21 protein-coding genes are annotated in these 25681 nt (G+C 61.8%); 10 read left to right on the top strand and 11 right to left on the bottom strand.

The window, feature by feature from the left end; all coding sequences use genetic code 11:
- The first annotated feature begins 58 nt into the window (after positions 1-58).
- From btsR to LA321_RS13080, 7 genes are all read left to right on the top strand, one after another.
- A complete protein-coding gene (gene btsR / locus LA321_RS13110; protein ID WP_042072035.1) occupies positions 59-763 on the top strand; it encodes a two-component system response regulator BtsR in 705 nt (234 codons plus the stop codon).
- 140 nt (positions 764-903) lie between these two features.
- Positions 904-2325 (top strand): carbon starvation CstA family protein, encoded by a 1422-nt coding sequence (locus LA321_RS13105; RefSeq protein ID WP_042072036.1) that lies wholly within the window; start codon positions 904-906, stop codon positions 2323-2325.
- Positions 2326-2532: 207 nt separating this feature from the next.
- Positions 2533-2871, top strand: coding sequence for a DUF3302 domain-containing protein (locus LA321_RS13100; RefSeq protein WP_026457466.1), 339 nt, complete (start codon positions 2533-2535; stop codon positions 2869-2871).
- A 3-nt stretch (positions 2872-2874) separates the two neighbouring features.
- Positions 2875-3912 (top strand): HlyD family secretion protein, encoded by a 1038-nt coding sequence (locus tag LA321_RS13095; protein ID WP_026457467.1) that lies wholly within the window; start codon positions 2875-2877, stop codon positions 3910-3912.
- Between the two features lie 115 nt (positions 3913-4027).
- Complete coding sequence (locus tag LA321_RS13090; RefSeq protein WP_042072038.1) at positions 4028-5788, top strand: DEAD/DEAH box helicase; 1761 nt, start codon at positions 4028-4030, stop codon at positions 5786-5788.
- Between the two features lie 87 nt (positions 5789-5875).
- Positions 5876-7309 carry a D-alanyl-D-alanine carboxypeptidase/D-alanyl-D-alanine endopeptidase gene (dacB, locus tag LA321_RS13085; protein WP_042025588.1) on the top strand — a complete coding sequence of 478 codons (1434 nt, stop codon included), beginning with the start codon at positions 5876-5878 and terminating at the stop codon, positions 7307-7309.
- Positions 7310-7527: 218 nt separating this feature from the next.
- On the top strand, positions 7528-7791 hold the full coding sequence (locus LA321_RS13080; protein WP_026456982.1) for a GrxA family glutaredoxin: 264 nt from the start codon (positions 7528-7530) through the stop codon (positions 7789-7791).
- Positions 7792-7895: 104 nt separating this feature from the next.
- Here the strand turns inward: LA321_RS13080 and LA321_RS13075 are convergent, their stop codons facing one another.
- Positions 7896-8741 (bottom strand): endonuclease/exonuclease/phosphatase family protein, encoded by an 846-nt coding sequence (locus tag LA321_RS13075; RefSeq protein WP_042072039.1) that lies wholly within the window; start codon positions 8739-8741, stop codon positions 7896-7898.
- Positions 8742-8837: 96 nt separating this feature from the next.
- Here LA321_RS13075 and LA321_RS13070 point away from each other — a divergent pair, with 96 nt between their 5' ends.
- The gene (locus LA321_RS13070; protein WP_026458683.1) at positions 8838-9062 is read left to right on the top strand and encodes a hypothetical protein; all 225 of its coding nucleotides are present in this window, start codon (positions 8838-8840) and stop codon (positions 9060-9062) included.
- On the opposite strand, the gene yciA is transcribed toward LA321_RS13070, so the two are convergent.
- The 5 genes from yciA to LA321_RS13045 all read right to left on the bottom strand — a co-directional run bounded on the left by yciA (position 9063) and on the right by LA321_RS13045 (position 16580).
- Positions 9063-9467, bottom strand: a complete 405-nt coding sequence (yciA, locus tag LA321_RS13065) for an acyl-CoA thioester hydrolase YciA (RefSeq protein WP_042025585.1) — start codon at positions 9465-9467, stop codon at positions 9063-9065.
- A gap of 60 nt (positions 9468-9527) precedes the next feature.
- Entirely contained in the window at positions 9528-10361 is an 834-nt protein-coding gene (locus LA321_RS13060; RefSeq protein WP_042072041.1) for an NAD-dependent epimerase/dehydratase family protein, read from the bottom strand.
- A gap of 150 nt (positions 10362-10511) precedes the next feature.
- Entirely contained in the window at positions 10512-11123 is a 612-nt protein-coding gene (locus LA321_RS13055) for a hypothetical protein (protein ID WP_156141093.1), read from the bottom strand.
- 238 nt (positions 11124-11361) lie between these two features.
- Positions 11362-14937, bottom strand: coding sequence for a pyruvate:ferredoxin (flavodoxin) oxidoreductase (gene nifJ / locus LA321_RS13050; protein ID WP_042072042.1), 3576 nt, complete (start codon positions 14935-14937; stop codon positions 11362-11364).
- Positions 14934-16580 carry an NAD(P)-binding protein gene (locus LA321_RS13045; RefSeq protein ID WP_042072043.1) on the bottom strand — a complete coding sequence of 549 codons (1647 nt, stop codon included), beginning with the start codon at positions 16578-16580 and terminating at the stop codon, positions 14934-14936. Before LA321_RS13045 ends, nifJ begins: the two co-directional genes overlap by 4 nt.
- 363 nt (positions 16581-16943) lie before the next feature.
- Between LA321_RS13045 and LA321_RS13040 the strand changes: the two genes are divergently transcribed.
- Together LA321_RS13040 and LA321_RS13035 are read left to right on the top strand one after the other, a co-directional pair.
- The gene (locus LA321_RS13040; RefSeq protein ID WP_042072045.1) at positions 16944-18752 is read left to right on the top strand and encodes an MOSC N-terminal beta barrel domain-containing protein; all 1809 of its coding nucleotides are present in this window, start codon (positions 16944-16946) and stop codon (positions 18750-18752) included.
- Between the two features lie 242 nt (positions 18753-18994).
- Entirely contained in the window at positions 18995-20707 is a 1713-nt protein-coding gene (locus tag LA321_RS13035) for a methyl-accepting chemotaxis protein (protein ID WP_042072046.1), read from the top strand.
- 59 nt (positions 20708-20766) lie between these two features.
- On the opposite strand, the gene htpX is transcribed toward LA321_RS13035, so the two are convergent.
- From htpX to bioB, 5 genes are all read right to left on the bottom strand, one after another.
- Positions 20767-21639, bottom strand: a complete 873-nt coding sequence (gene htpX / locus LA321_RS13030; RefSeq protein ID WP_042025577.1) for a protease HtpX — start codon at positions 21637-21639, stop codon at positions 20767-20769.
- Positions 21640-21748: 109 nt separating this feature from the next.
- Positions 21749-22426, bottom strand: a complete 678-nt coding sequence (gene bioD / locus LA321_RS13025) for a dethiobiotin synthase (RefSeq protein ID WP_042072047.1) — start codon at positions 22424-22426, stop codon at positions 21749-21751.
- Between the two features lie 71 nt (positions 22427-22497).
- Positions 22498-23319 carry a malonyl-ACP O-methyltransferase BioC gene (gene bioC, locus LA321_RS13020; RefSeq protein ID WP_042072049.1) on the bottom strand — a complete coding sequence of 274 codons (822 nt, stop codon included), beginning with the start codon at positions 23317-23319 and terminating at the stop codon, positions 22498-22500.
- Complete coding sequence (bioF, locus tag LA321_RS13015; RefSeq protein ID WP_042072050.1) at positions 23312-24508, bottom strand: 8-amino-7-oxononanoate synthase; 1197 nt, start codon at positions 24506-24508, stop codon at positions 23312-23314. The genes bioC and bioF overlap by 8 nt, the downstream gene beginning before the upstream one ends.
- Entirely contained in the window at positions 24505-25602 is a 1098-nt protein-coding gene (gene bioB, locus LA321_RS13010) for a biotin synthase BioB (protein WP_042072051.1), read from the bottom strand. Before bioB ends, bioF begins: the two co-directional genes overlap by 4 nt.
- Between the last annotated feature and the right edge of the window lie 79 nt (positions 25603-25681).

Genomic DNA, 25681 nt, shown 5'->3' with positions numbered 1-25681 from the left:
ATGGCGCCGGCCCTGTGGCCGACCCCATGCACCCATTCATGTTTGATAGGAGGAAATCATGATCCGCGCCCTGCTTGTCGATGACGAGCCCTACGCCCGTGAAGAGCTGGCCCAGCAATTGGCCGGCTATCCCGACATCGAGATCCTGGGCACGGCGGCCAACGCCATCGAGGCGCTGCCGCTTATCCAGCAGCTCAAGCCACAAGTGGTGTTTCTCGATATCCAGATGCCCAAGCTCAGCGGCATGGAGCTGGTGGCCATGCTCGATCCCCTGCCCCGCATCGTGTTTGTCACCGCCTTCGACGAGTACGCCATCCAGGCGTTCGAGGAGAACGCCTTCGACTACCTGCTCAAACCGGTGGAACCCGCCAGGCTGGCCAAGACCATCGCCCGCCTGCGCCAGGACATCAGCCCGCAACCGATTGAGAAGCTGGCCCCCGCCATTCACCACATTCCGGGTTATCTGCACAACCGGGTGCGCCTCTTGCCCATCAATCAGGTGGAGTATGCCTTCTCCGATCTCGGCGGCGTCCATGTGGCTTGCCAGGGTGAGTTGTTTCATACCCAGCTCACCCTCAAATCCCTGGAAGAGAAGAGCCCGCTGCTGCGTTGTCACCGCCAGTATCTGATCGCCCCCGAGGCCATCTTCGAGATCCAGCTGCTGGAAAACCAGCTGGCGGAAATAGTCACGCCGAGCGGCGCCCGGGTGCCGGTGAGCCGCCGCTACCTCAAGGAGTTGAAGGATAGGCTGGGTCTGGAGTAAGGCCGTTTGTGTGCGCCCGATCACAGGCGCCAACCACTCGCAGCGCCATGGCGCCGCTCGCCTCGTTTCCACTGCCGGCTGCGCCCATCCCCGCTAGACTGCTCATGCACATCAAAGAATAACAATGCAGGAGCGTAACAATGGTCTGGTTCTTCCTATGCGTCGGCTTGCTCGTAGCCGGCTATTTCGTATACGGCAAATTCATCGAACGGATATTTGGCCCGAAACCCGAGCTGAAAACCCCCGCCATCACCATGGCGGACGGGGTGGACTATGTCCCCATGTCGGACAAGAAAGTCTATCTGGTCCAACTGCTCAACATCGCCGGCGTCGGCCCCATCTTCGGCCCCATCCTGGGTGCCCTGTATGGTCCGGTCGCCATGCTGTGGATCGTGTTTGGCTGCATCTTTGCCGGTGCGGTACACGACTACTTCTCCGGCATGCTGTCGGTGCGCGCCAAGGGCGCCTCGGTGCCGACCGTGGTCGGTGAGCACCTGGGCAACGCCGCCAAGCACTTCATGAACCTGTTCGCCGTGGTGCTTTTGATGCTGGTGGGCGTGGTGTTCGTGCTGAGCCCGGCGGGCCTGCTGGCCAACCTGACCTCCACCGATCTGGTCTACTGGATCATGGCCATCTTCGCCTACTACATCCTGGCGACCATAGTGCCCATCGACAAGATCATCGGCCGCTTCTACCCCATCTTCGGCGCACTGCTGGTATTCATGTCGGTCGGCCTCATCATCGGCCTCATCGTCTCCGGCAAGGGCTTCTACAACACAGGAATGGACTTCTCCAACCTGCACCCGACCGATCTGCCCCTGTGGCCGCTGCTCTTCATCACCATCGCTTGTGGTGCTGTGTCCGGCTTCCACGCCACCCAGTCCCCGCTGATGGCGCGCTGCATGCAGAACGAAAAATCCGGCCGCTTCATTTTCTACGGAGCCATGATCGGTGAAGGCATCATCGCCCTCATCTGGTGCACCCTGGGTCTCTCCTTCTACGACAGCACTGAAGCGCTCAACGCCACCCTGGCAAGCGGCGGTCCCTCTGCCGTGGTACACGAAGTCTCCACCAGCCTGCTCGGCACCGTTGGCGGCATCCTGGCCATCCTCGGCGTGGTGATCCTGCCCATCACCTCGGGTGACACCGCGTTTCGCAGCGCCCGCCTCATCGTGGCGGACTTCCTGAACCTGACCCAGAAGCCGATGGCCAAGCGTCTGCTGATCGCCATCCCCATGTTTGTCCTTGGTTTCATCATCTCCAAGGCCGAGTTCGGGGTGATCTGGCGCTATTTCGGCTGGGCCAACCAGACCACTGCCGTCATCATGCTGTGGGCCGCTGCCGCCTACCTCATCAAGGAGGGCAAGCTGCACTGGGTATGCACCATCCCGGCCATGTTCATGACTGCCGTGGTGTTCACCTACCTGGCCAACGCCCCCATCGGTTTTGGTCTGGAGATGGGTATCTCCACCATCATCGGTCTGGTCGCCACTGCCGTGATCACCGCCACCTTCCTGATCAAGTTCCGCCAGCCACTGGTGAGCCAGACCAGCGAAAGTTGACGCAAATAACACCTGAATCAAAAGGGGGCCCGTGCGGCCCCCTTTTTGATGAAAACAATATTAACGCCCTTCCTTGAAAACCCCATCCCAAATCAGGCTTTCCGCATTATCATGGCGGGCGATATCACGTTAACGATGTGATTATTAATTGCTTTAGTGGCAACAAAAACCAATTATCAATGGGTGCTCAAGCCGCCGGAGGTCTACATGTCCCTTGATTACTTTGCACTCGGTCTGCTCGTGTTTGTCGGGTTGGTCATCTTCTACGGCATCATCGTGATCCACGATATTCCCTACGAGATAGCCAAGCACCGCGACCACCCCCATCAGGACGCCATTCATGTCGCCGGTTGGGTCAGTCTCTTCACCCTCCATGTCCTCTGGCCCTTTCTCTGGATCTGGGCAACCCTCTACCGCCCCGATCGCGGCTGGGGCTTCAACAAGCGTCTGGCAAAGGATGAAGAGGAACTCGCCGCCCTCAGGGAGGAGCTGGCCGAGCTGAAGAACCGCCTCAACCATATCGAACAGAGCGAACAAAAGGGATAAGCCATGGACCTGCTACTGATCCTGACCTACACGGCCATCTGTGTGGCCATCTTCAAAATCTTCCGTATCCCGCTCAACAAGTGGACAGTACCGACGGCGGTACTCGGGGGCGTGTTGATCATCGGCACCCTGATCATGCTGATGAACTACAACCACCCCTACTCCGAAATGGCGCGCAACTACTATATCTCCACCCCTATAGTGCCGCTGGTGAAGGGGCGCGTCGTGGAGGTGCCCGTCAAACCGAACCAGCAGGTCAAACAGGGGGACGTGCTGTTTCGCATCGACGACACGCCGTTCAAGCAGCAGGTTGCCAGCCTGCAGGCCCGCCTGCAGTCAAATCAGGATCACATCAAGTCCATCGACGCACGCCTGCGCTCCGCCCGGCTGGATCGTGACCGCGCCCAGGAGCTGCTGCGCCGCGGCATCGGCAAGCAGCGGGATCTCGACGTGAGCCAGGCCAATGTCGACGATCTGGTCTCCCAGCTCGATCAGCAGCGCGCCCTGGTCAACGACGTGCAGGCCCAGCTGGAGAAAGCCCGCTATGACCTCGAGCAGACGGTGGTGCTTGCCCCCTCCGACGGCTTCGTGCTGCAACTGGCGCTGCGTCCGGGCATGATTGCCACCCCCTACCTCTATCGCCCCGTCATGACCTTCGTGCACCAGAGCGAGAACTACTACGTGGGCTGGTTCTGGCAAAACAGCATGCAGCGACTGGAAGTCGGCGACGAGGCCGAAGTGGTGATCGACGGCATTCCCGGCAAGATCTTCAAGGGCGAAGTCACTGTCGTGGTGCCCGCCATCGCCGCCGGTAACGTACAGGCCAACTCAGGTCTGCTGGACCAGAGCACCGCCCAGCGCCCGGGCCGCTTGCCGGTCACCATCAAGATCACCGACCCAGAGTGGTCCAAGTATCAGGTGATCGCCGGTGCCAGCGGCCAGGCGGCCATCTACACCCACCACTTCCACCATGTTTCCATCATGCGCAAAGTGCTGCTGCGGATGGCGAGCTGGCTCAACTACCTGTTCCCCTTCCACTAAGCTTCGTTGCCACCTCCTGTCCAGAGGGCCGCGCTTGCCGGCCCTCTGTTTTTAAGCCAGACATTTAAAAAACGAATCCCTATAATGGCGCCATCTTGCAGCAGCCATTCTCCTCATGTTCGTTCTCAGACCCTATCAAACCGACGCCGTCAACGCCGTCATCAGCCACTTTCGCAAACATCCTGATCCCGCCGTCATCGTGCTGCCCACCGGGGCCGGCAAGAGTCTGGTGATCGCCGAGCTGGCGCGAAAAGCCCGCGGCCGGGTGCTGGTGCTGGCCCACGTCAAGGAGCTGGTGGAGCAGAACCACGCCAAGTACGAAGCCTGGGGACTCAAGGCCGACATCTTCGCCGCCGGACTGTCGCGCAAGGAGGCCAGCGCCCAGGTGGTGTTCGGCTCGGTGCAGTCGGTGGCGCGCAACCTGGACGCCTTCGATGGCGCCTTCTCCCTGCTTATCATCGACGAGTGCCACCGGGTGTCGCTCGATGACGAGAGTCAGTACCATCAGGTGATCGACCATCTCAAGGCCGCCAACCCGGCACTCAAGATATTGGGTCTCACCGCCACCCCTTACCGGCTCGGCCTTGGCTGGATTTATCGGCGTCACTACCACGGCATGGTGCGCAGCCACGGGGATCGGCTGTTTGGCGACTGCGTGTTCGAGCTGCCCCTGCGTTTCATGGTAAAAAACGGCTACCTGACCCCGCCGCGCCTGATTGATGCCCCCATAGTCCACTACGACTTCAGCAAGCTGGTACCACGGGAAAACGGCCTCTTCAGCGAGGCGGATCTCAACGGCGAGCTCAAGCGCCAGGAGCGGGTCACCCCCCATATCCTGAGCCAGGTACTGGAGTATGCCGCCGAACGTCAGGGGGTGATGATCTTCGCCGCCACCGTCGAACACGCCCGCGAGATTCACGGCCTGCTCGGTGCCAAAGGAGAGAAAGCGGCCCTGATCACCGGCGAAACCCCGGGGCAGGAGCGCGATGCCCTTATCAGCGCTTTCAAGGCCCGCGAACTCAAGTTCCTGGTCAACGTGGCGGTGCTCACCACCGGCTTTGACGCCCCCCATGTCGATCTTATCGTGATGCTCAGACCCACCGAGTCGGTGTCGCTCTACCAGCAGATAGTGGGGCGCGGCCTGCGCCTGTCACCTGGCAAGACCGACTGCCTGGTGCTCGATTATGCCGGCAACAACTTCAACCTGTTTGCCCCCGAGGTGGGGGAACCCAGGCCCCACGCCGGCACCGAGCCGGTGCAGGTGCCCTGCCCCGCCTGCGGCTTTGCCAACACCTTCTGGGGCAAGACTGACGAAGATGGCAAGGTCATCGAGCACTACGGCCGCCGCTGTCAGGGGTTGTTTGAAGATGACGAGGGCCACCGCGAGGAGTGTGACTACCGCTTTCGAGCCAAGATCTGCCCCGCCTGCGGGGCTGAGAACGACATCGCCGCCCGCCGCTGCCAGAGCTGCGATCAGCTGCTGGTGGATCCGGACGACAAGCTTAAAGAAGCGCTCAATCTCAAGGACTGCATGGTGATCCGCTGCGCCGGCCTCACTCTGGCCGCTGGCCGTGGCAAACAGGGGGAGCGGCTGGAGGTGACCTATCACGACGAGGATGGCCTCACCCTCTGCGAATACTTCGCTTTTCACTCCGTCGGCGCACGGCGCTTGTTTCAACAGCGCTTTGTGCGTCATCATTGGCCCGCCCCGGGACTGGAGCCCGAATTTGCCACCCTGGAGAGCGTGCTGGCCGCATCCGGCCAGTTCCGTCACCCGGATTTCGTCATCGCTCGCAAGTCAGGACGGTTTTGGCAGGTGAAAGAGAAAATTTTTGATTATGACGGCCGGTATCGAACTGCCAACGCCCTCTATTGAGGACGAGCGCCGGTCGGCAGATGAACATCGTCGATTATCAGAGTCGGTACTCCACTGCCGACGCCCTTCATCAAGTTTGAGGATCCTATGCTGCGGCTGTTGATTGGTTTTTGCGCCCTCGTTTCCATGGCGGTTCACGCCACCCCGCTCACCCCGCCCAAGGGTGGCCAGTACGCCATCATAGTGCAGGGCAACAACGGCATTGAGTTTGCCCGCAACGCGGATGACATGATTGCCCCAGCCTCCACCATGAAGGTGCTGACCGCCCTGGCCGCCCGCCTGGAGCTGGGCGCTGACTTCCGCTTCGCCACCGATATCCAGGCCGAGCCCGGTGCCAAACAGGGCAACGCCATCAACGGCGATATCTGGATCAACTTCGTCGGCGACCCCACCCTGTCGAAAATGGATCTGCTGGCCCTGTTCAAGCAGCTCGGCATCAACCGCATCAATGGCAACGTCTACGTCAACACCGGCGCCTACAACGGCTACGAGCGCGGCAATGGCTGGTCGTGGGGTGATCAGACCCTCTGCTTCGCAGCGCCTGTTTCCTCCGTCATCATCGACAAGAACTGCGCCTACGCCACCATCACCGCCACCCAGATCGGCAAGCCGGCGGTGGGCAATGTCGCCAAAGGCGTCGCCATCGGCGTCGGGGCCGACAACGTGGAAGTGATGAGCTATGGCGACATGGCGCGCCAGTTCTGCGCCCTGGAAGTGGACATGGCAAAGGGCAACTTCTATGAGCTCAAGGGCTGCATCACCCCGAACAAGGAGCCCCAGGGGCTGCGCTTTGCCATTCACGATGTGGAGGCCTGGGGATGGGACAACATCCGCTGGGCGATGGACAGGGCCGGCATCAAGCACGACGGTCTGCTGCGGATCACCCACAAGGCACCGGTCGGTGCCCAGACCCTGGCGACCCACTACTCGGTCTCCCTGCCCATCATGCTGGCCAAGATGCTGAAGAAATCGGACAACCTCTACGCCGACACCTTCCTGAAAACCGTTGGCCGCCACTACTACAACAAGCCGGGCAGCTATCGCAGCGGCACCATGGCAGTGCGCGCCATCCTCACCAAACACGGCATTGACCTTGGCAACGCCACCCTGGCCGATGGCTCCGGCCTCTCTGCTCACAATCTCATCAGCGCCCGCCAAATGCTGTCGGTGCTGAACTTCATCCAGAAAAATGATGCCGAGCTCGACTTCATCAAGCTGCTGCCAAGCTCCCAGGTGGATGGCACCCTGGCCTGGCGACGCAGCGTCACCGCCCCCATGATGAAAAACAAGGTCCATGCCAAGACCGGCACCATCACAGGCACCTCCAACCTGGCCGGTTTCATCGACACCGCCGGTGGCCAACGCAAGGCCTTCGTCATCTTCCAGCGCGGCCTGTCGCAGGATCCGGCCACTCACGAGCGCTATCGTGCCAGCAAGGCGCCCTGGCCCTGGACCGTATTCGAAAAAGGCGTGCTGGAGAGCATCTATCAGCAGCAACCCATCCAGATTGCCGCCCAGTAACCCACTCGATTACAACAGGGGCAACCGTCAGGCTGCCCCGATAACACCCAACCCGGCTTGATACGGCGAGCCAAAGCGCTTCTCGATGGCTCGCCACACAGGGTTGAGCCGATAGAGCCACTCGCAGCAGGGTATCGACAATTTCAGCTTTAAGTCAGCACGAGGCGAGGCTATGCTGGGCCCAGCCTCAATTAACGACCCCATAACGGAGAGATAAAATGTTTGCAGTGATTTTTGGTCGCCCGGGTTGCCCCTATTGTGTCCGCGCCAAGCAAATTGCCGAGCAGCTGGTCGAGCAGCGCGACGATTTCAAATTCCGCTACGTGGACATCCACGCAGAAGGCATCACCAAGGAAGATCTGGCCAAGAGCGCCGGCAAGCCGGTCAATACCGTGCCGCAGATCTTCCTGGACGAGCAGCACATCGGTGGCTGCACCGATTTCGAAGCCTACGCCAAAGAGCATCTGGGCCTCTACCAGTAATTCCTGCGGGTCATCCCGTGCTGGCAAGCCGCCAGCAGCGTATAAAAAATCCGGCGCCAATGGCGCCGGATTTTTTATGGGCAAAACTCGCACATCATCCCTTGTCAGGGGGTCAGCGACTGGGCCGCGAAGCGGGCAACGATGGGGTTGTGATCGGAGGAATCGGTCGCGGGCGAGCTCACCTCCACCAGGTCCAGATTGCGGTAGTAGAGGTGATCGAGCGGGCGGCCGAAAGCGGTGCGGCGCAAGTCGGGCACGGGCACGGCCTCCTGCAGGCCCAGCTCGTCCACCAGCTTGTTTAACCAGAACTGGCGCTTGTCGCTCCAGGTGTTGAAGTCCCCGGCCAGGATCACCGGCCCCTGATGGCGGCGCACCAGGGCGGTCAGATCATTGAGCTGCTCGCGGAAGGTGGCCATCCCCAGCTCGAAGTTGACCGCATGCAGATTGATCACCAGCACGCCGTCAGGATCGCCCTGTAGCGGATAGAGGCTCACCAGCCCGGATTTGGGGATACGCAGCAGCGGCTCGGGGGAGCGCACGCCACAGACGAACGCCTGCGGGGTCTTGGCCACCGTCATCACGCCAAACGAAACGGAACCCTGGGTAAAGGCCTGCAACTGCTGCCACTGGAAATTCCCGGCGCGCAGCCAGTCGAGCATCTCGGGACGGGTCGCCGACTCTTGCAAGAGCACCAGATCCTGCCCCTTGGCGTACTGGTCCATCCCCTCGCGCCAGTTCTTGCGCTGCCCCTTGTAGAGATTCCACACGGTAATGCCGAACTCGCGCGGCAGCGCCGTGGTCGCCAGCGCCACCAGTGGCGGGCGCTGGCAATCGAGATCCGGCACGATTCCTTGCGCGGTCACCAGATGGTTCTGATCCGGCACGTCGAAACAGCCCACCAACCCCAGGGTCAGCAGAGAGGTACCCAGAATGCGATAACTATTTTTCATTGGCTACTTTGCATTGTGCTGTGACCATCACAAACGTCATGAGTGCCGACTAAGCTGATAAGTTCCCGTTCCGCTCAACCAGGAGGAGATGCCCCCATGGCGAAAGAACTCAGGTACAACGTGACGTTTTATGATCAACAAGGAAATTGTCATCAAGTGGAACTTGCCACCGTCTACCAGATCAGACGGGACCCGCAGTGCGATCTCTGCCTGTTTGACACCCTGCAATACGTCGGGTCGGAAGAGATGCTGGAACGCATGATACGGCAAAAAACCGGGCTTGAGCAGGAAATATCCATCATCAATGCCCGGTTGCTCTGATCACTCGCTCACCGGAACCGGGCGGGATTTGCCGTTTTCGTCGATGGCGACGTAGGTAAAGACCCCCTCGGTCACGCAGTAACGCTGGGCGTCGTTTTCACGCAACACCGGCTTGACCCACACCTCCAGCTTGAGCTTCATGGAGCTGCGGCCGATCTTCATGCAGCGGCCGTAGCAGCAGACCACGTCCCCTACTTTAACCGGGCTGTGAAAGGTCATGCCCTCGACGGATACGGTACAAATACGTCCCTTTGCCAGCTCCTTGGCCATGATGCCCCCACCTATATCCATCTGGGACATGATCCAGCCACCAAAGATGTCGCCATTGGGGTTGGTATCGGCTGGCATCGCCAGAGTTCTCAGCAACAGCTCCCCATCGGGGTGACGTTGTGTATCTACCATCATTACTGCCTCTCTCTCATGGATGGGCGGCATGATAGGGGGCGATCTGCCCCTTGGCAAACCTCAATTGCCACGGGCCGCCAGCTCGGCGAACCAGTGGGCCGGATCGGGCCAGCGATAGTTGAATCCCAGTTGCTCGCAGATGCGCAGCCCGTCGATGGGCAAAAACTCCCCGGCAGGCTCGATAAACACCGGCGCGGGCAGCCCCAGCTGGCGCGCGGCAAAGGGGTAGAACTGCTCGCGGCGCGGATGAACCGGCGCGCTCAGATTGTAGGCATCCCCATCCTTGCCCCGCTCCAGCAGCAGCAGGCAGGCGGCCACCACATCGTCCAGATGCACCAGATTGACCGCCTGGGCGCCCCCCTCCAGGGTCTTGCCGGCCAAAAAGCGCCCCGGATGACGATCCGGGCCATAAAGACCGGAGGGGCGCACTATCATCACGCATTCGAACCCGGCCGCCTGCACCGCCAGCTCCGCCGCCAGCATCCGCTCGCCGCGGGCATGACGCGGTTTGGGTTGCTCACCCTCCGCTTGGCCTGCGCCCCATACCGAGGTGGCGCTGACAAACAGCACTCGCCGGGTGCCGTGCGCTTTGGCAAGCGCGCAGGCCTGCGCCACCGCTGCCGGATAATCATCGGTCTTGCTGGGCGGCACGCAGATCACCAGGGTCTCGCAGGGGATGGGCCACTGCTCTTTTTTATCAGCGACGGGCATATGGGCAGAAATCGTCAGCGGATGGGCATGGATCCCCTCCCCCTGCAGACGGACCGCCTTCTCGGCGCTGCTGACCGTCACCGCCACCTGTTTGCCAGCTGCCAGCAGGGCTTGCGCCAGCGGCTGCCCGAGCCACCCCGCCCCCAGAATGCCGATCGTCCCGGATATATGTTGTTCTGTCATCGTCCCCTTCTCCTGCTTGACGCTATTTGCCCCGCAGCTTACCTGCCTTGTGAGGAAAAGAAAGCCTTTATTAGGACATAAATCCGAAATAAAAACATATATACCTATATAAAAAGGAGAAAAACTCTCCCTTACACACACATTAATAAATTAATTTCGTTTTAAATATGGGCGCAGAAAGTTTTCCAGCTTTCCTACAATGGATATCATAGACTCCGTTATTTCATCACCATGATCATGACTTTGTTTCCATACTCGCCCTCTCATTTGCATTGCCAAATTAGGATTAGATTGAAAAGTTTGATTACCGTTCATTTCATTATCAATAATCGCTTGCATTCCGACGCGTAGTAATTGAGCATTGCGCCTAAGATCATTTACAAGTTGCTTTACTTCTGCCCCCCAAAGGGCTTCAGCCTCTAAGGCCTGTGCATCAAGTTCCAACACTGCATTTACAACAGGCTTCCATCTATTTGAAAATACATGTGCCCAAGCTTCTGCTTGATATTTCTCGTTTTTATTCATTGGGTCATATTCTAAAGGATATTCATTCGCCAAAGTCATTGGAGAACGAGAATATTCTATTTCATCTCGAAACTTGTATACCGCACGAATAAACTGCCGTGATACTTCAAACTCAGTTTTACCTTTAAGCTCACGAGCCCAGTTTTTCACACCATAAACAGCTAGAGAAAAAGTTCCAACACCACATAATGCAAGCACGATATCTTTAGTTATCGATACTATTTCACCAATACTCAAGCATACCTCCATAAAAATTAAATCTAGTCATTGCATGGCCAATAAAAATCCTCTTAGATGGGATTTTCTATCAAGTAATCCCCCAACATATCAACACCATTACTACTTATTTTCAATAAATACAGATATGAATGCCGTGTTAGAAATGTATAAATAGCAATTTTTTTACAAATAGATGTTTAGCCAACACAAAAAGCGGGCCATTGGCCCGCTTGGTTATATCGATTAAAACCAACCATCACACCGGCGGATGAAACTGGCTGGCCCCGCGGGTAGCCATCTCCTCGTAGGTGGCCCATTTCTGCCACGCCACTTGTTGGGCAACCTGCATCAGCCGCAGCGCTTCTTCCGGATGACTCTGGGCCAGCACCCGGTAACGGGTCTCCTCGGCCCGGTAGTCGGCAAGCGGGATGGAGGGGCGCAGGCTGTCGAGGCTAAAGGGGTTCTGCCCCGCACTGCGCAACACAGGGTTGTAGCGCATCAGCGGCCAGTGACCGGAGGCCACGGCGCGTTTTTGCTGGGTCAGCCCAAACTCCATATCGATGCCGTGAGCGATGCAGTGGCTGTAGGCGATGATAAGGGACGGGCCCGGATAGGCCTCTGCCTCGCGCAAGGCCTGCAGCGCCTGCTGCGGGTTGGCGCCAAAGGCGATGCGAGCCACATAGACGTTGCCGTAGGAGATGGCCTGCAATGCCACATCCTTTTTGGCCAGCGTCTTGCCCCCCGCCGCAAACTTGGCGACGGCACCGAGCGGCGTCGATTTCGACATCTGGCCGCCGGTGTTGGAGTAGACCTCGGTATCCATCACCAGCACGTTCACATCCCGCCCGGAGGCGAGCACATGATCGAGCCCTGCCGAGCCGATGTCATAGGCCCAGCCATCGCCGCCGATGATCCAGACCGAGCGGCGCACCAGCTGATCGATGAGCGAGAGCAGCTCCTGAGCCCGGCTTGATCGCACCTCCTCCAGTCGTTCGCGCACCTGCGCCACCCGGCTCCGCTGGGCGCGGATCTCCGACTCCAGCCGCTGCGGGGCATTGATGAGAGTATCGACCAGTGTCTCACCGAGATCCCCCTTCATGGCCTGCAGCGCCGCCATCGCCTGGGCGTGGTGCTGATCGGCTGTGAGACGAAAACCAAAGCCAAACTCGGCGTTGTCCTCGAACAAGGAGTTGGACCAGGCCGGCCCCTTGCCTTCGCCATTCTTGGCCCAGGGGGTAGTGGGCAGGTTGCCGCCATAGATGGAGGAGCAGCCGGTGGCGTTGGCCACCAGCATGCGATCGCCAAATAGCTGGGTCAGCAGCTTCAGATAGGGCGTCTCGCCACAGCCCGCACAGGCGCCGGAGAACTCGAACAGGGGCTCGAGGAACTGGGCACCGCGCACCGTGGAGAAATCCACCCGCTCGCGGGCAGGCCACGGCAGGCTCTCGAACCAGTGCAGTGCCTGCTTCTGGCCAGCCAGATGCGGCATCTTGTCCATCATGACGATGGCGCGCTCGCCTTCGTGCTCCTCATCGGCGCCGGCTCGCACCGGGCAGGCCTGCACGCACTGGCCGCAACCGGTGCAATCCTCCGGATAGAGCTGCAAGGTGTAGCGGCTGTCGGGAAAGCCCCTGGCGGTCACCGGCACCGACTGCGCCGCCTCGGGGGCGCTCGCCAGCCAGTCCTGGTGATAGAACTTGGCCCGCAGCGCCGCGTGGGGGCAGACGAAGACGCAGTTGCCGCACTGGATGCAGATATCCGAATGCCAGATAGGGATCTCGCGGGCGATATCCCGCTTCTCGAAGCGGCTGGTAGCGGTGGGGTAAGTGCCATCCACCGGCAGCATGGAGACGGGGATCAAATCGCCGCGCCCCGCCAGCATCTCGCCTGTGACCCGCTGGACAAACTCGCTGCCGCCGGGGGCCAGGGGCAGCGGATAGTCGCCCGCCTTGTCCTCCCCGTCCGGAATGCTCACCCGGTAGAGGTGAGCCAGAGTATCGTCCACCGCCGCGAAGTTGCGCGCCACCACCTCGGGCCCCTTGCGGGCATAGCTCTTCTCGATGCTCTCCTTGATGAGCGCAATCGCCTCATCCCGCGGCAAGATGCCGGCCAGGGCGAAGAAGCAGGTTTGCATCACGGTATTGATGCGATTGCCCATGCCGTTTTGCTCGGCCACCCTATCCCCGTCGATGCAGTAGAGCTGGATATTGAGGGCGCGAATACGGGCGCGCAGCCGCTCGGGCAGCTGATCCCACACCGCATCGGCCTCAAAAGGCGCGTTAAGCAGCAGGGTTGCCCCTTCTGCGGCGTGTTCGAGCAAGTCCACCGACTCCACAAAGCCCCACTGGTGGCAGCCGATAAAACTCGCCTGTTCGATAAGCCAGGGGGCGTCGATGGGCTCGGGGCCAAAGCGCAGGTGGGAGACGGTGCGCGAGCCCGACTTCTTGGAGTCGTAGACGAAGTAGCCCTGGGCGTGGAAGCCCTCCAGCTCGCCGATGATCTTGATGCTGTTCTTGTTGGCGCCGACCGTGCCATCGGCGCCAAGGCCAAAGAACAGTGCCCGCACCCGGCTCGCGGGCTCCAGATCGCCGATGGGGTGCCAGGCCAGACTGAGGCCGGAGACGTCGTCCACGATCCCCACGGTAAAGCGCGGGCGCGGCGCATCGGATGCAAGCTCCTCAAACACGGCGGCGCACATGGCGGGGGTGAACTCTTTGGAAGACAAACCGTAGCGACCGCCACTGAGCCAGGGCAGGCGCTTGATAAGGCCTCGTTGCAAGCCATCGATAAGCGCACTTTGCACATCCAGCAGTAGGGGCTCGCCGCCAGCGCCCGGCTCCTTGGTGCGATCCAGCACGGCGATGCGGCGCACGCTCTCGGGCAAGGCATCGAGCAGTGCCTGCACCGGGAAGGGGCGATAGAGGCGCACCACCAGGACCCCGGTCTTGCGATCCTGCTGGTTTAACCAATCCACCGTGGTGCGAGCGGTGGCCGCCCCTGAGCCCATCAGCACGATGACGTCGGTGGCATCGGGGGCGCCGTGATACTCCACCAGCTGGTAGTGACGACCGGTCAGCTTGCCAAGGCTCTCCATGCACTGCTGCACCCGGGCCGGCACCGCCTCGTAGAAGGGGTTGACGCTCTCGCGGGACTGGAAGTAGGTATCCGGGTTCTGGGCAGTGCCGCGCATCACAGGATGATCCGGGTTGAGCGCCCGGGCGCGGTGGGCGCGCACCCAGTCGTTGTCGATAAGGGCGCGGATCTCGTCCCGGTGCAGGGCCACTATCTTGTTCACCTCGTGGGAGGTGCGAAAACCGTCGAAGAAGTGAATGAAGGGCACCCGGCACTGCAGGGTGACGCTGTGGGCAATCAGCGCCAGATCCTGCGCCTCCTGCACCGAACCGGAGGCGAGCATGGCAAAGCCGGTGCTGCGCGCCGCCATCACGTCCTGATGATCGCCAAAAATCGAGAGCCCCTGGGCCGCCAGCGAACGGGCCGCCACATGAAACACCGCCGAGGTCAATTCGCCTGCGATCTTGTACATGTTGGGCAGCATCAGCATCAGCCCTTGACTCGCGGTGAAGGTGGTGGCGAGCGCCCCCGCCTGCAGGGCGCCGTGGACCGTACCGGCCGCCCCCCCTTCGCTCTGCATCTCCACCACAGTGGGGATGTTGCCCCAGAGGTTGGTCTGCCCCTCCGCCGCCCAGGCATCGGCGAGCTCCGCCATGGTCGAGCTCGGGGTGATGGGGTAGATGGCACACACTTCGCTCAGCTGGTACGCCACCCGGGCTGCGGCCTCGTTGCCGTCAACCATGATCAGTTCATGTTTCATAGGGACTCCTGTGGTTGGCGCAGCTCGATGGCGTGGCAGGGACACTGGTCGTGGCAGGCGCCGCAGCCGGTGCAGCGCTCGGCATCCACCCGATAACCGTGGCCCGGCCCCAGTTTCTCGATGGCCTGCTCGGGGCAACTGCCGTAGCAACCGTCACACTCGAAGCAGTTGCCGCAGGAGTAGCAGCGCGCCGCCTCGTAGCGGGCCGCCGTCTCGTCCAGCCCGCCGATGATCTCGCCAAAGTCGTCCCGCGCCCAGGTCGGTTTCACCGGCTGGCTGCTGGCGGGCGCATGGGTCTGGAACCAGAGCTGCAACTGCTCCGGCCCCACCAGCGGATAGGAGAGCATCTTCTGGTAGTGGCGCCCCCGCAGCCAGGCATCCATATGGCGCGCCGCCTTCTTGCCGTGGCCGGTGGCGATGGTGACGGTGCGCTCGGAGGGCACCATGTCGCCGCCGGCAAAGAGACCGGGTACGTCGGTCATCAGGTTTTCGCCAACCTGCACCACCCCATCCCGGTTGACCCGCACGCCAGGGATGCTCTCCAGTACGGAGAGGTCGACCTCCTGACCCAGCGCCAGAATGAGAGAGTCAGCTTCCAGAGTCTCGAACTGGCCGGTAGGCACCGGCTTGCCCTCAGCATCCAGCGCCATCACCTCCACCTCTATGTTGGTGTTGTCGAGCTGGCGGATGCTGCGCAGCCAGTTGATCTTGATCCCCTCCTCCTCGGCCTCATCAGCCTCGAAGGCGTGGGCCGGCATATGATCCCGGTCGCGGCGATAGATGATCATCGCCTCCTCCACCCCGAGGCGGCGAGCGGTGCGGGCCGCATCCATGGCGGTGTTGCCGCCACCATAGATGGCTACCCGGCGCCCCAGTTTGGGAAGCGGCAGCCCCTGCTCTTCGGCCAGGCTTGCCTGCTCGAGAAAGCTCACCGCATCGAGGATCTTGCCCGCCTCCCGGGCCGGAATGTCGACCCGCTTGGCCAGATGGGCACCGATGGCCATAAAGACAGCGTCAAAGCCCCCCTCATCGCGCTCACGCAGCACATCCTCCACCTTGTGGTTGAGGGTCAGCGTCACCCCGGCGGCCAGGATGCGGGCCACCTCACGATCCAGCACGTCGCGGGGCAATCGATAGGCGGGGATGCCAAAGCGCAGCATGCCGCCGGCGAGCGGGCCCGCCTCGCGGATCTCCACCTGATGACCGAGCCGGTTGAGGTGCCAGGCGCAAGAAAGCCCGGAGGGGCCCGCGCCTATGATCAATACCTTCTTGCCGCTGGCGGGCGCGGGAGGCGCCGGCTGCCAGCCCCGGGCCAGCGCCTCGTCACCGAGAAAGCGTTCGATGGCATGAATGGAGACGGCTTCGTCCACTTGGGCGCGGTTGCAGGCGCTCTCGCAAGGGTGATAGCAGACTCGGCCGTGGACGGCAGGCAGAGGATTTTCTTCGATCAGGGTCTGCCAGGCCGCTTCAAAGCGCCCGGCCTGGGCCAGGGAGAGCCAGGCTTGAATGTTTTCACCGGCCGGGCAGGCGTGATTGCAGGGTGGCAGGGCCGGCCGCCAAACGGGTAGCCGGGTACGCACCGGGCCTGTTCCCGTTTTCAGGGAGAGATCCGGCAATGGGGTCATATCCAGTTGTTTGCTCATACATTGCTTTCTTCTTGTTGTGGGACAGGCCCCATCCGAGTGCGCTTGATACCGTGTAGCCTGGGCAGACGGTGGCCGGAGGGGGAAGAAGCGAAAGCGTCAGAAACTGGAAGCTGACTCGATAGTGGACTGTTTTTTGTACGCCTTGGCCGATCGGGATCAAAAAATGTTGCATTTTATGGGCAATCGCGTCCGAATTGTGACCCATGTAGCACCCATGCAAACGGGTCGTCATCGTGAACGCGCCTGCGGCCTGCCATCGCCAGCCCCAAAATCCGCAACCTGCCGCAATTGCCGCTCACGCCATAAACCGTTATGTTGCCCTCTTCCCGGGCAACGCAGCCACGTCACAAGGAGCCGGACATGCCAACCCTCGACAGCATTCATCTCTATCCCGTCAAATCGACGGCAGGCATGGCGCTGACCCGCGCCCGGGTCACCGAGGAGGGTCTGCTGGGGGATCGCCGCTACATGGTGGTAAAGCCCGATGGCACCTTCATCACAGCCCGCACCCACCCCCAGCTGCAACAAGTGCAGGCCACCCCCATTGATGGCGGCCTGCTGCTGCGCTATCCGGGGTTCGAGCCGCTCACATTGCTGGAGGCCGAGTTCAGCCTGACCCCGCAGGCCACCGGCGTCTGGAAGGACAACTTCAATGCCCTGCACACCCACGCCCTGGCCGATGCATGGCTAAGCCGGGTGGCAAACGAGCCGGTGCAACTGCTCTGGCTTGGCGAAGAGTCCAACCGCTTTCGGGAGAAGACAGGCACCCGGGTCAGCTTTGCCGACGGCTACCCCCTGCTGCTCATCAGCCAGGGTTCGCTTGAGGATCTCAACCTGAGATCCGATGCTCTGCACCAGATGAGCCAGTTTCGCACCAACCTGGTGGCAAGCGGCACTCGCCCCTTCGAGGAGGACAGCTGGAAGCGGATCCGCATCGGCGAGGTGGAGTTTCTGGTGGCCAAGCCGTGCAGTCGCTGCATCATGACCACGGTGGAGCCTGGCACGGATCGCTTCAATGCCCTGAAAGAGCCGCTGGCCACCCTCACCCGTTACCGCCGGGGTGAGGATGGGGAGGTCTATTTTGGCCAGAATCTGGTGGCCCTCAACGAGGGGTGGATCGAGGCGGGCAGCGAGATAGAGGTGCTGGAGACCGCCCGCCCCCCCGTCTATCCCAACGCGGCCCCGAAAAAGCGCGAGCTGGTGTGCGTGGCCCGCGAGCCCCTGGCCCGGGATCTGGAGACCTTCTGGTTCGAGGCAGCCGACGGCGAACCCTTGCCGGATTATCTGCCGGGCCAGCACCTGCCCATCAGCCTGGATATCAAAAACGAGCGCATTCAACGCCGTTATACCCTGAGCGCCACCCCGGATCAGCCGGAGCGTTACAGCATCAGCGTCAAAAAGGTGGCCGATGGCCGCATCTCCCACTGGCTGCACCAGCAGTTGCAGGTGGGTGACCGTCTGCTGGCAAGCGACCCGGCCGGGGAATTTCACCTGGGGGCAGGACGATCCTTGCTGTTGCTCTCGGCAGGTTCGGGGGTGACCCCCATGCTCTCCATCGCCCGTACCTTAGGCTTGCGCGGGGAGCTCGGGGATGTTCACTTTATGCACCTGTGCCGCAGCGAGGCGGACATTCCGGCCGCCCACGAGTTGCACGCCATGGCGCGCCAGGGGATGACCCTCACCCTGATCCTGAGCCAGCCCGATGAGCACTGGCAGGGGCTCAAGGGACGGCTTGCCGATGAACACCTCAAACAGGTGAAAGATCTGGCAGGACGCGAAGTGTTTGTCTGCGGTCCCCACGGCTTTATGGCCGATGCCACGGCTCGCCTGCTGGGGTTGGGCGTTGCCGCCGAACGCATCCAGCAGGAGAGCTTTGGTGGCGCCATTCTCTCGGTCGCTCGTCCCCATCAGGCGGTGCAGCTGCGCATCGGCGAGCGCGCCTTTGCCGGCAACAATCAGGGCACCGTGCTGGATCAGGCCCACAAGCAGGGTGTGGAGCTGCCCTGGAGCTGCCGCGCAGGGATCTGCGGCAGCTGCAAGCAGACCCTGCTCGAGGGCGAGGTGGAGCACCCGGATGCCCCCGCCATCACGGCCGCCGAGCGGGCCGAAGGCAAGATCCTCACCTGCTGCGCCGTGCCGCTCACCGATCTGGTGATCGGCCCCCGTTAATCACAAGGCCGGGAGCCTGGCTCCCGGCGCCCTTGTTCCGCTTGCGTTCCCTCTTTATCTCCCTGCTTCAACTCCCTGCTTCGTAATCTCTCTCCCGGCGTCACATCGCTTTTCTTGGCCTGCGCCCTGCTCCATCCGACCAGCCACCTATACTCACAACAAAAATAAAACCCCATCAAGACAGCGGGTTCTGCCGTCTGCCCAAGGGGGTATCTTTGGCGCGAATAAGGAACGCTCAAACCATGGAACAAAACAGACCCGCCTTTCAGCTCAACCTGCTGCTGTCGGTTGTCACCCTGATCCTGCTGTCACTGGTATTTTTTGCCTACAGCTGGTCGGAAAGCAGGCTCGAACACAACTATCAGCAACGCTACCAATCCTATCTGCTGGCCGACGAACTTCGGCAATCCTCCGACGATCTGACCCGGCTGGCCCGCACCTATGTGATCACCAAGGATCCCGCCTACGAACAGCAGTACATGCGGATCCTGGCCATTCGCAACGGGGAGCAGAACCGGCCGCAAGGCTACAACCGCATCTATTGGGATTTTGTCGCCGCCACGGGCCAGAACCCGCGACCCGACAGCGGGCTGCGCCGCAGCCTCATCGATCTGATGAAGGACACCGGCTTTACCGAAGAGGAGATGGCCAAACTCAACGAGGCCAAGAACAACTCCGATGCCCTGGTCAACACCGAGGTGGCCGCCTTCAAGCTGGTGCAGCAACAGGACGGGGATCTGGCCGCCAACCAGCAACAGGCGATCGCCATGATGCATGACAAGGCCTATCACCAGAACAAGGGGCGCATCATGTCTCCCATCGACGACTTCTACGTCTTGATGGAGACCCGCACCCAGCAAGCGGTGGATGACGCGGCAAGCCTTGCGACCATGTTGCGCTACCTCTTCATCGCCCTGGGTCTGGTGTTGATGTTCTTCCTGTGGCGCACCTACAAGGCGCTGCTCGATCTGGTCGGAACCTCGGTCGATCAGCTCAGAAGCGAACTGAACAATCTGGCACAGGGGGATTTCTCTCGCCCGATCAAGGTACCTAACGGGGCCAAAGATAGCCTGATCGCGCTGCTGGCCGGCATGCAGACCACCCTCAAGGGGATCATTGCCCAGGTCTCCCACTCCAGCGGCGAGCTGTCGGAGTCGGCCGACAGCATTGCCCAGATTGCCGAGCAGACAGCCCACTTCGCCACCTCCCAGCAAAGCAGCACCCAGACCATGGCGGCCGCCATCGAAGAGCTGGTGGTGAGCATCAGCCACCTCTCCGATAACGCCACCCACGCCGACGAGCTGAGCAAGGTCTCCGCCGATACCCTGGAACAGGGCGCCGGCGTCATCAAGCAGACCCTCGACAGCATAGAGAACATCTCGAGCACGGTGGGGGATGCCGCCAGCAGCCTTGCCGACCTCAACAACCATACCCAGCAGATCTCCGACATCATCGAGGTGATCCGCGGCATCGCCGACCAGACCAACCTGCTGGCCCTCAATGCCGCCATCGAGGCGGCCCGGGCCGGGGAGCAGGGGCGCGGCTTTGCCGTGGTGGCCGACGAGGTGCGCAACCTCGCCAGCCGCTCGGCGGCCTCGACCCAGCAGATCACCGGCATGATAGGCAAGATCCAGAGCGGGGCGGACACCTCCATCCGCAGCATGGAGCTCACGGTCAACAACGTCTCGCGCGGGGTGAGCCTGGCCAACCAGACCGGTGAGGCTATCGCCAGCATCCAGAGCCACGCCGCCAACCTGACCGGACTGATGGGGGAGATCAGCCACACCCTGCGCGAGCAATCTACCGCCGCCAACGAGGTGGTCTCCACCGTAGGTAATATCACCTCCCTCTCCGAACAGTCGGGCGAGGCGGCGCGCCACGTCTCCCAGGAGGCGGCCAAGCTCAAGCAGCTGTCACGGCTGCTGCGCCAGGAGATGGCCCACTTCAAGCTCTGAGTCCGGGGCCTAAAAGCAAAACGGCTGCCCGAGGGCAGCCGTTTTTCATGGCAGGTCGCTTAACCGCGCAGGGCGGCGATGCGCTGCTCGATGGGCGGGTGGCTCATGAACAGCTCGCTCATGGAGCGCTTGCCGTTGATGCCGAAGGCCATCATGGCGCCTTCCATCTGCGGCTCGGCACCGCGGGAGAGGCGCTCGAGGGCGGCGATCATCTTGTCGCGGCCGGCCAGCTTGGCGGCGCCTGCGTCGGCGCGGAACTCACGCTGACGGCTGAACCACATGACGATCATGGAGGCCAGCACGCCGAACACCATCTCCAGCACGAATACGGTGATCATGTAGGCAAAACCGCCGGTGCTGCTGCTCTCTTCCTCGTTGTTGGAGCTGAAGAAGTTGCTGATGACGCCGGCCACGATACGGGCGAAGAACATTACGAAGGTGTTCACCACCCCCTGGATCAGGGTCAGGGTCACCATGTCGCCGTTGGCCACGTGGCTCACCTCGTGTGCCAGCACGGCTTCCGCCTCATCGCGGCTCATGCTGTAGAGCAGGCCGGACGAAACAGCGACGAGCGAGTCGTCACGACGGGCGCCGGTGGCGAACGCGTTCATCTCGGGGGAATCGTAGATACCCACTTCCGGCATCTTGATGCCGGCTTCACGGGCCTGACGGGCCACAGTGCTCACCAGCCAGTGCTCGGTCTCGTTGCGGGGCTGTTCGATGACCTGGACGCCATAGCTGCGCTTGGCCATCCACTTGGACATCAGCAAGGAGATGAAGGAGCCCCCAAAACCGAACACGGCACAGAATACCAACAGACCGGAAATACTGGACTTGTTGATCCCCAGAACCGAGAACAGGATGTTGAGTACCACCCCCAGCACCAGCATGACGGCCAGGTTGGTCACCAGGAATAGCATTATTCGCTTCATATAGACTCCTTGTGAAAATAAGGGACACGGACGGGGAAAACGGATCTCTCCTGCCCATGTTAATGCCCACATTCTAGGAAAATTCGATGAATGTTCGCTGAATGTGTCGTCACAGCAGTGGGGAGATATCCAGCCGTCCCTGCAAATTCGCTTCAAGTGGATTGTTTACAAAGGGGATTTCACCCAAAAACGGAGCAGGTATCAAGCCTCTCAAGGTGTCCAGGTTTTCCTGATAGTGGCTCATGGCGCCATGCAGCCGGTTGATGACCCAGCCCGCCACCGGCAGGTTGTCGTTGCGAATGGCGGCAAAGGTGAGCAGAGCATGGTTGAGACAGCCCAGCTTGGCCCCCACCACCATGATCACCGCCATGTTCTCCTGCTTCACCCAGTCCGACATCAGATGCTGGCGATCCAGCGGCAGATACCAGCCTCCCGCCCCTTCCACCACGGTCAGCTCGGCCCCGGCCTGTTCAATCTTGCGCAGCCCCTCGCTGATCCCCTGTATGTCGATGGGCTGGCGCACCTCGCTGGCGGCGATATGGGGGGCAATGGGGGGCTCATAGGCAAACGGATTGACCAGATCGTAAGGCAGCGCGAGGCTCGCCGCTTCCTGCAAGAGCACGGCGTCGAGATTGCGCAGCCCGTCCGGAGTGCGGGCACAGCCCGCCGATACCGGCTTGTAACCCGCGCAGCGGATACCCTGGGCGCTGAACTCCCTAAGCAGGGTGCGGGCCACCAGGGTCTTGCCCACGTCGGTATCGGTGCCGGTAATAAAAAATGATTTCATCTTGTTCTCTCCCTGGCGTGACAGCGAGCTCACTGCCCCTGCCACGCCGCAATTCCAACATCCGCTTCGCGTCAGACCGGTTTGTCGATCCGGCCAAGACAGACCCGATAGCTGGCGACCAGCTGGCCATCCGGCTGGCGAAAGGCCTCGTAGGCCTGGCCAAGGCGCTGCAAGCGGGCGCGGCCGCTCAGACCGGCGCCGCTGTTGGCCTGGTTGTCGTTGACCTCGTTGGCCCCTATCCCCTTGAGATCGCGCAGCAGCTGGGTCACGTCAAGATAGGCAAGATCCCAGGTCTGGCACTGCAAGCGGGGAGCGGTGACCCCGGCCGCCGCCAGCGCCTGCTCCAATTGTGGCAGGCTGAGGAAGCGATTGACATGGGCACGGCCGTCCACCTGTTGCCAGGCGGTGCGCAGTTGCCAGAGCGACTCGTCCAGCAGGGTGGAGAAAAAGAGCTGGCCACCGGGTCTGAGCACCCGCATCAGCTCGCCAAAGGCCTGGGCCGGCCGCTCGCACCACTGCAGGGCCAAGCTGGAGAAGACCCAATCAAACGCCTCGTCGGCAAAGGGCAACTGCTCGGCATCGCCACACACCAGGCGGGCGCCGCTGCCGCGCTCCAAGGCCCGGGCCAGCATGCCGGGGGCGAGATCCAGCCCCACCAGGCTCTGACAGCGATCGGCGAGTGCGGGCAGAAAATATCCGGTGCCGCAGCCGAGATCCAGCCCGGCGCGGGCCACATCACAGCCAACCAGACAGGTCGACCCCTGCGGCATCAACCCCAGCAGCGCCTGCCCCACCTCCTGCTGAAAGCGAGCGTGGGCATCGTAGTGTCGGGCAGCGGCGCCGAAGCGGCGGGCGAGGCGGGCCTTGTCGACCGACTGAAAACGCTCATGCATCCCGAGTGCCTCCCGCGCTGTAGACAAAGGGGCAAGGGCCGAGGGCATCAAGCAGCCGATCGATATCCTCATCGCGGTGAGCGGCGCTCAAGGTGATGCGAAGACGCGCCGTGCCGACCGGCACAGTGGGCGGACGGATGGCACCAGCCCAGACGCCGCCCCCCCGCAGCCGCTCGGCCAATTGCAGGGCGGCACTGCTCTCCCCCACCAGCAGCGGCTGGATGGGGGTATCGCTTGTGCCAAGCTGCCAACCCAATGCCTGCGCCCCCTGCCGAAAACGTGCAATAAGGCGGACAAGATGGGCACGGGACTCGTCGGCCCCGCGCACCAGCTCGATGCTTTTAGTGATCGCACAGGCCTGGGCAGCCGGCATATGGGTGCTGTAAACATAGTGGCGGGCGAAGTTCACCAGATACTCCACCAGCTCGCGACTACCGCCCACAAAGGCGCCAGCTACCCCGAGCGCCTTGCCAAAGGTGCCCATCTGGATGTGCACTCGGGCAGGATCCACCCCCTGGACCGCCAGGGTGCCACGCCCCTCGGATCCCAGCACGCCGAGGCCGTGGGCATCGTCGATCATCAGCCAGTTGCCGCTTTGGGCGGCCAATGTTGCAAGTTCAGCCCAGGGGCCCTGATCTCCGTCCATGCTGAACACCCCCTCCGAGACGATGAGCCCGCGGTTTGGCTCAAGTTGACGTTCAAGGGCCGCCATATCGTTGTGGCCAAAGCGCTTCATCCTGCAGGGAAGCTGGCTGCCCATCTCCTGCAGGGAGGCGTGGTTGAGCCTGTCTTGCCACAGCAAATGATCCTTGCCGAGCAAGGCTTTCAGCACCGCCTGATTGGCGGAAAAGCCGCAGTTAAAGAGCAGTACCGCCTCCAGCCCGAGCCACTCGGCCAGCGTCTCTTCCAGCTGCTGATGAGCCCGGCTGTAGCCAGTCACCAGCGGCGAGGCGCCCGCGCCGGCGCCATAGCGCTCGATGCCCTCTTTGAAGGCGGCCTTGATGGCGGGGTGATCCGCCAGCCCCAGATAGTCGTTGGCGGAGAAGTTGAGGTACTCTCGTCCCGCCACCCTGAGTCGCCCGCCGCTCGCCCCGTCGCTGGCAACGCGGCTGCGTAGCAGGGCGGCCTGCTCACGCGCTGCCAGCGCCTCCCCCAGCGCGAAGGGGCCCTTTACAACCTGGGCGTTCATGAGCGAACGCCGCTGGCACTGGGGGTCTTCGTTTTGGTGGCGTCATAGAAGAGATCCCTTGGCTCGCTCTGGCGACTCACCTCGGCAAGCAGCTCCTCTTCTTGCACCTGATCCGGCTTCTGGGCCCGCTGGGCGGGGCGAATGCCGAGCCGCTTGAAGAGCTGCATGTCGCTGTTTTCGTCCGGATTCGGGGTGGTCAGCAGCTTGCAGCCATAAAAAATCGAATTTGCCCCCGCCATAAAGCACATGGCCTGCATCTGCTCGTTCATCTTCTCCCGTCCGGCTGAGAGGCGCACATGGGAGGCCGGCATCATGATGCGCGCCACGGCGATGGTGCGGATAAATTCGAACGGATCCAGGTTTTCCTGGTTCTCCAGCGGCGTCCCCTTCACCTTGACCAGCATGTTGATGGGCACACTCTCCGGGTGGCGCGGCAGGTTGGCCAGCGCCATCAAGAGGCCCGCCCGATCCTTGGCCTGCTCCCCCATGCCGACGATGCCGCCGGAGCAGACCTTCATGCCGGCGCCGCGCACGTGCTCCAGGGTATCGAGTCTGTCCTGATAGGTGCGGGTGGTGATGATGTCGCCGTAAAACTCCGGCGAGGTGTCGAGGTTGTGGTTGTAGTAATCAAGGCCGGCGGCGCCGAGGCGCGCCGCCTGATCGGCGGTGAGCATCCCTAGCGTCATGCAGGTCTCCATGCCGAGCCCGCGCACCTCCTCGATCATCCGCAGGATATAGGGCATGTCTTTTTCTTTGGGGTTGCGCCAGGCCGCCCCCATGCAAAAACGCGACGACCCGTTGGCCTTGGCTTCGCGGGCCCTCTCCAGCACCTTCTCCACCTCCATCAGCCGCTCGGCCTCGAGCCCGGTGTGATAACGGGCGCTCTGGGGGCAATATTTGCAATCTTCCGGGCAGGCGCCGGTCTTGATGGAGAGCAGGGTGCTCACCTGCACCTCGTTGGGATCGAAATGGGCGCGATGCACCGTCTGGGCCTGGAACAGCAGATCGTTGAATGGCAGGGCAAACAGGGCCTGAACCTCGGCGAGGGTCCAGTCGTGACGAAGGGCGTGGCCGCCCCGGGTGAGAGCATTCATACATGGCTTCCGGTTGTGATAGGTGGGATCCTGCGCTGCCTCCCTGGAGTGCGTGCAAAATCCGCCACCGGGCCCGGGC

It is taken from the genome of Aeromonas enteropelogenes (genome assembly GCF_020097295.1).
In the GTDB taxonomy this organism is placed as follows: Bacteria; Pseudomonadota; Gammaproteobacteria; order Enterobacterales; family Aeromonadaceae; genus Aeromonas; species Aeromonas enteropelogenes.
This window is presented reverse-complemented; position numbering and strand designations above follow the sequence as displayed.

Excerpts from the sequence above, each read along its gene's own strand:
- btsR (WP_042072035.1), top strand. The coding sequence starts at position 59 with ATGATCCGCGCCCTGCTTGTCGATGACGAGCCCTACGCCCGTGAAGAG.
- LA321_RS13090 (WP_042072038.1), top strand. The coding sequence starts at position 4,028 with ATGTTCGTTCTCAGACCCTATCAAACCGACGCCGTCAACGCCGTCATC.
- LA321_RS13035 (WP_042072046.1), top strand. The coding sequence starts at position 18,995 with ATGGAACAAAACAGACCCGCCTTTCAGCTCAACCTGCTGCTGTCGGTT.
- yciA (WP_042025585.1), bottom strand. The coding sequence starts at position 9,467 with ATGATGGTAGATACACAACGTCACCCCGATGGGGAGCTGTTGCTGAGA.
- bioC (WP_042072049.1), bottom strand. The coding sequence starts at position 23,319 with ATGCATGAGCGTTTTCAGTCGGTCGACAAGGCCCGCCTCGCCCGCCGC.
- LA321_RS13060 (WP_042072041.1), bottom strand. The coding sequence starts at position 10,361 with ATGACAGAACAACATATATCCGGGACGATCGGCATTCTGGGGGCGGGG.
- LA321_RS13105 (WP_042072036.1), top strand. The coding sequence starts at position 904 with ATGGTCTGGTTCTTCCTATGCGTCGGCTTGCTCGTAGCCGGCTATTTC.
- LA321_RS13045 (WP_042072043.1), bottom strand. The coding sequence starts at position 16,580 with ATGAGCAAACAACTGGATATGACCCCATTGCCGGATCTCTCCCTGAAA.
- LA321_RS13080 (WP_026456982.1), top strand. The coding sequence starts at position 7,528 with ATGTTTGCAGTGATTTTTGGTCGCCCGGGTTGCCCCTATTGTGTCCGC.
- bioF (WP_042072050.1), bottom strand. The coding sequence starts at position 24,508 with ATGAACGCCCAGGTTGTAAAGGGCCCCTTCGCGCTGGGGGAGGCGCTG.
- LA321_RS13040 (WP_042072045.1), top strand. The coding sequence starts at position 16,944 with ATGCCAACCCTCGACAGCATTCATCTCTATCCCGTCAAATCGACGGCA.
- LA321_RS13070 (WP_026458683.1), top strand. The coding sequence starts at position 8,838 with ATGGCGAAAGAACTCAGGTACAACGTGACGTTTTATGATCAACAAGGA.
- LA321_RS13100 (WP_026457466.1), top strand. The coding sequence starts at position 2,533 with ATGTCCCTTGATTACTTTGCACTCGGTCTGCTCGTGTTTGTCGGGTTG.
- bioB (WP_042072051.1), bottom strand. The coding sequence starts at position 25,602 with ATGAATGCTCTCACCCGGGGCGGCCACGCCCTTCGTCACGACTGGACC.
- LA321_RS13075 (WP_042072039.1), bottom strand. The coding sequence starts at position 8,741 with ATGAAAAATAGTTATCGCATTCTGGGTACCTCTCTGCTGACCCTGGGG.
- nifJ (WP_042072042.1), bottom strand. The coding sequence starts at position 14,937 with ATGAAACATGAACTGATCATGGTTGACGGCAACGAGGCCGCAGCCCGG.
- htpX (WP_042025577.1), bottom strand. The coding sequence starts at position 21,639 with ATGAAGCGAATAATGCTATTCCTGGTGACCAACCTGGCCGTCATGCTG.
- bioD (WP_042072047.1), bottom strand. The coding sequence starts at position 22,426 with ATGAAATCATTTTTTATTACCGGCACCGATACCGACGTGGGCAAGACC.
- LA321_RS13095 (WP_026457467.1), top strand. The coding sequence starts at position 2,875 with ATGGACCTGCTACTGATCCTGACCTACACGGCCATCTGTGTGGCCATC.
- dacB (WP_042025588.1), top strand. The coding sequence starts at position 5,876 with ATGCTGCGGCTGTTGATTGGTTTTTGCGCCCTCGTTTCCATGGCGGTT.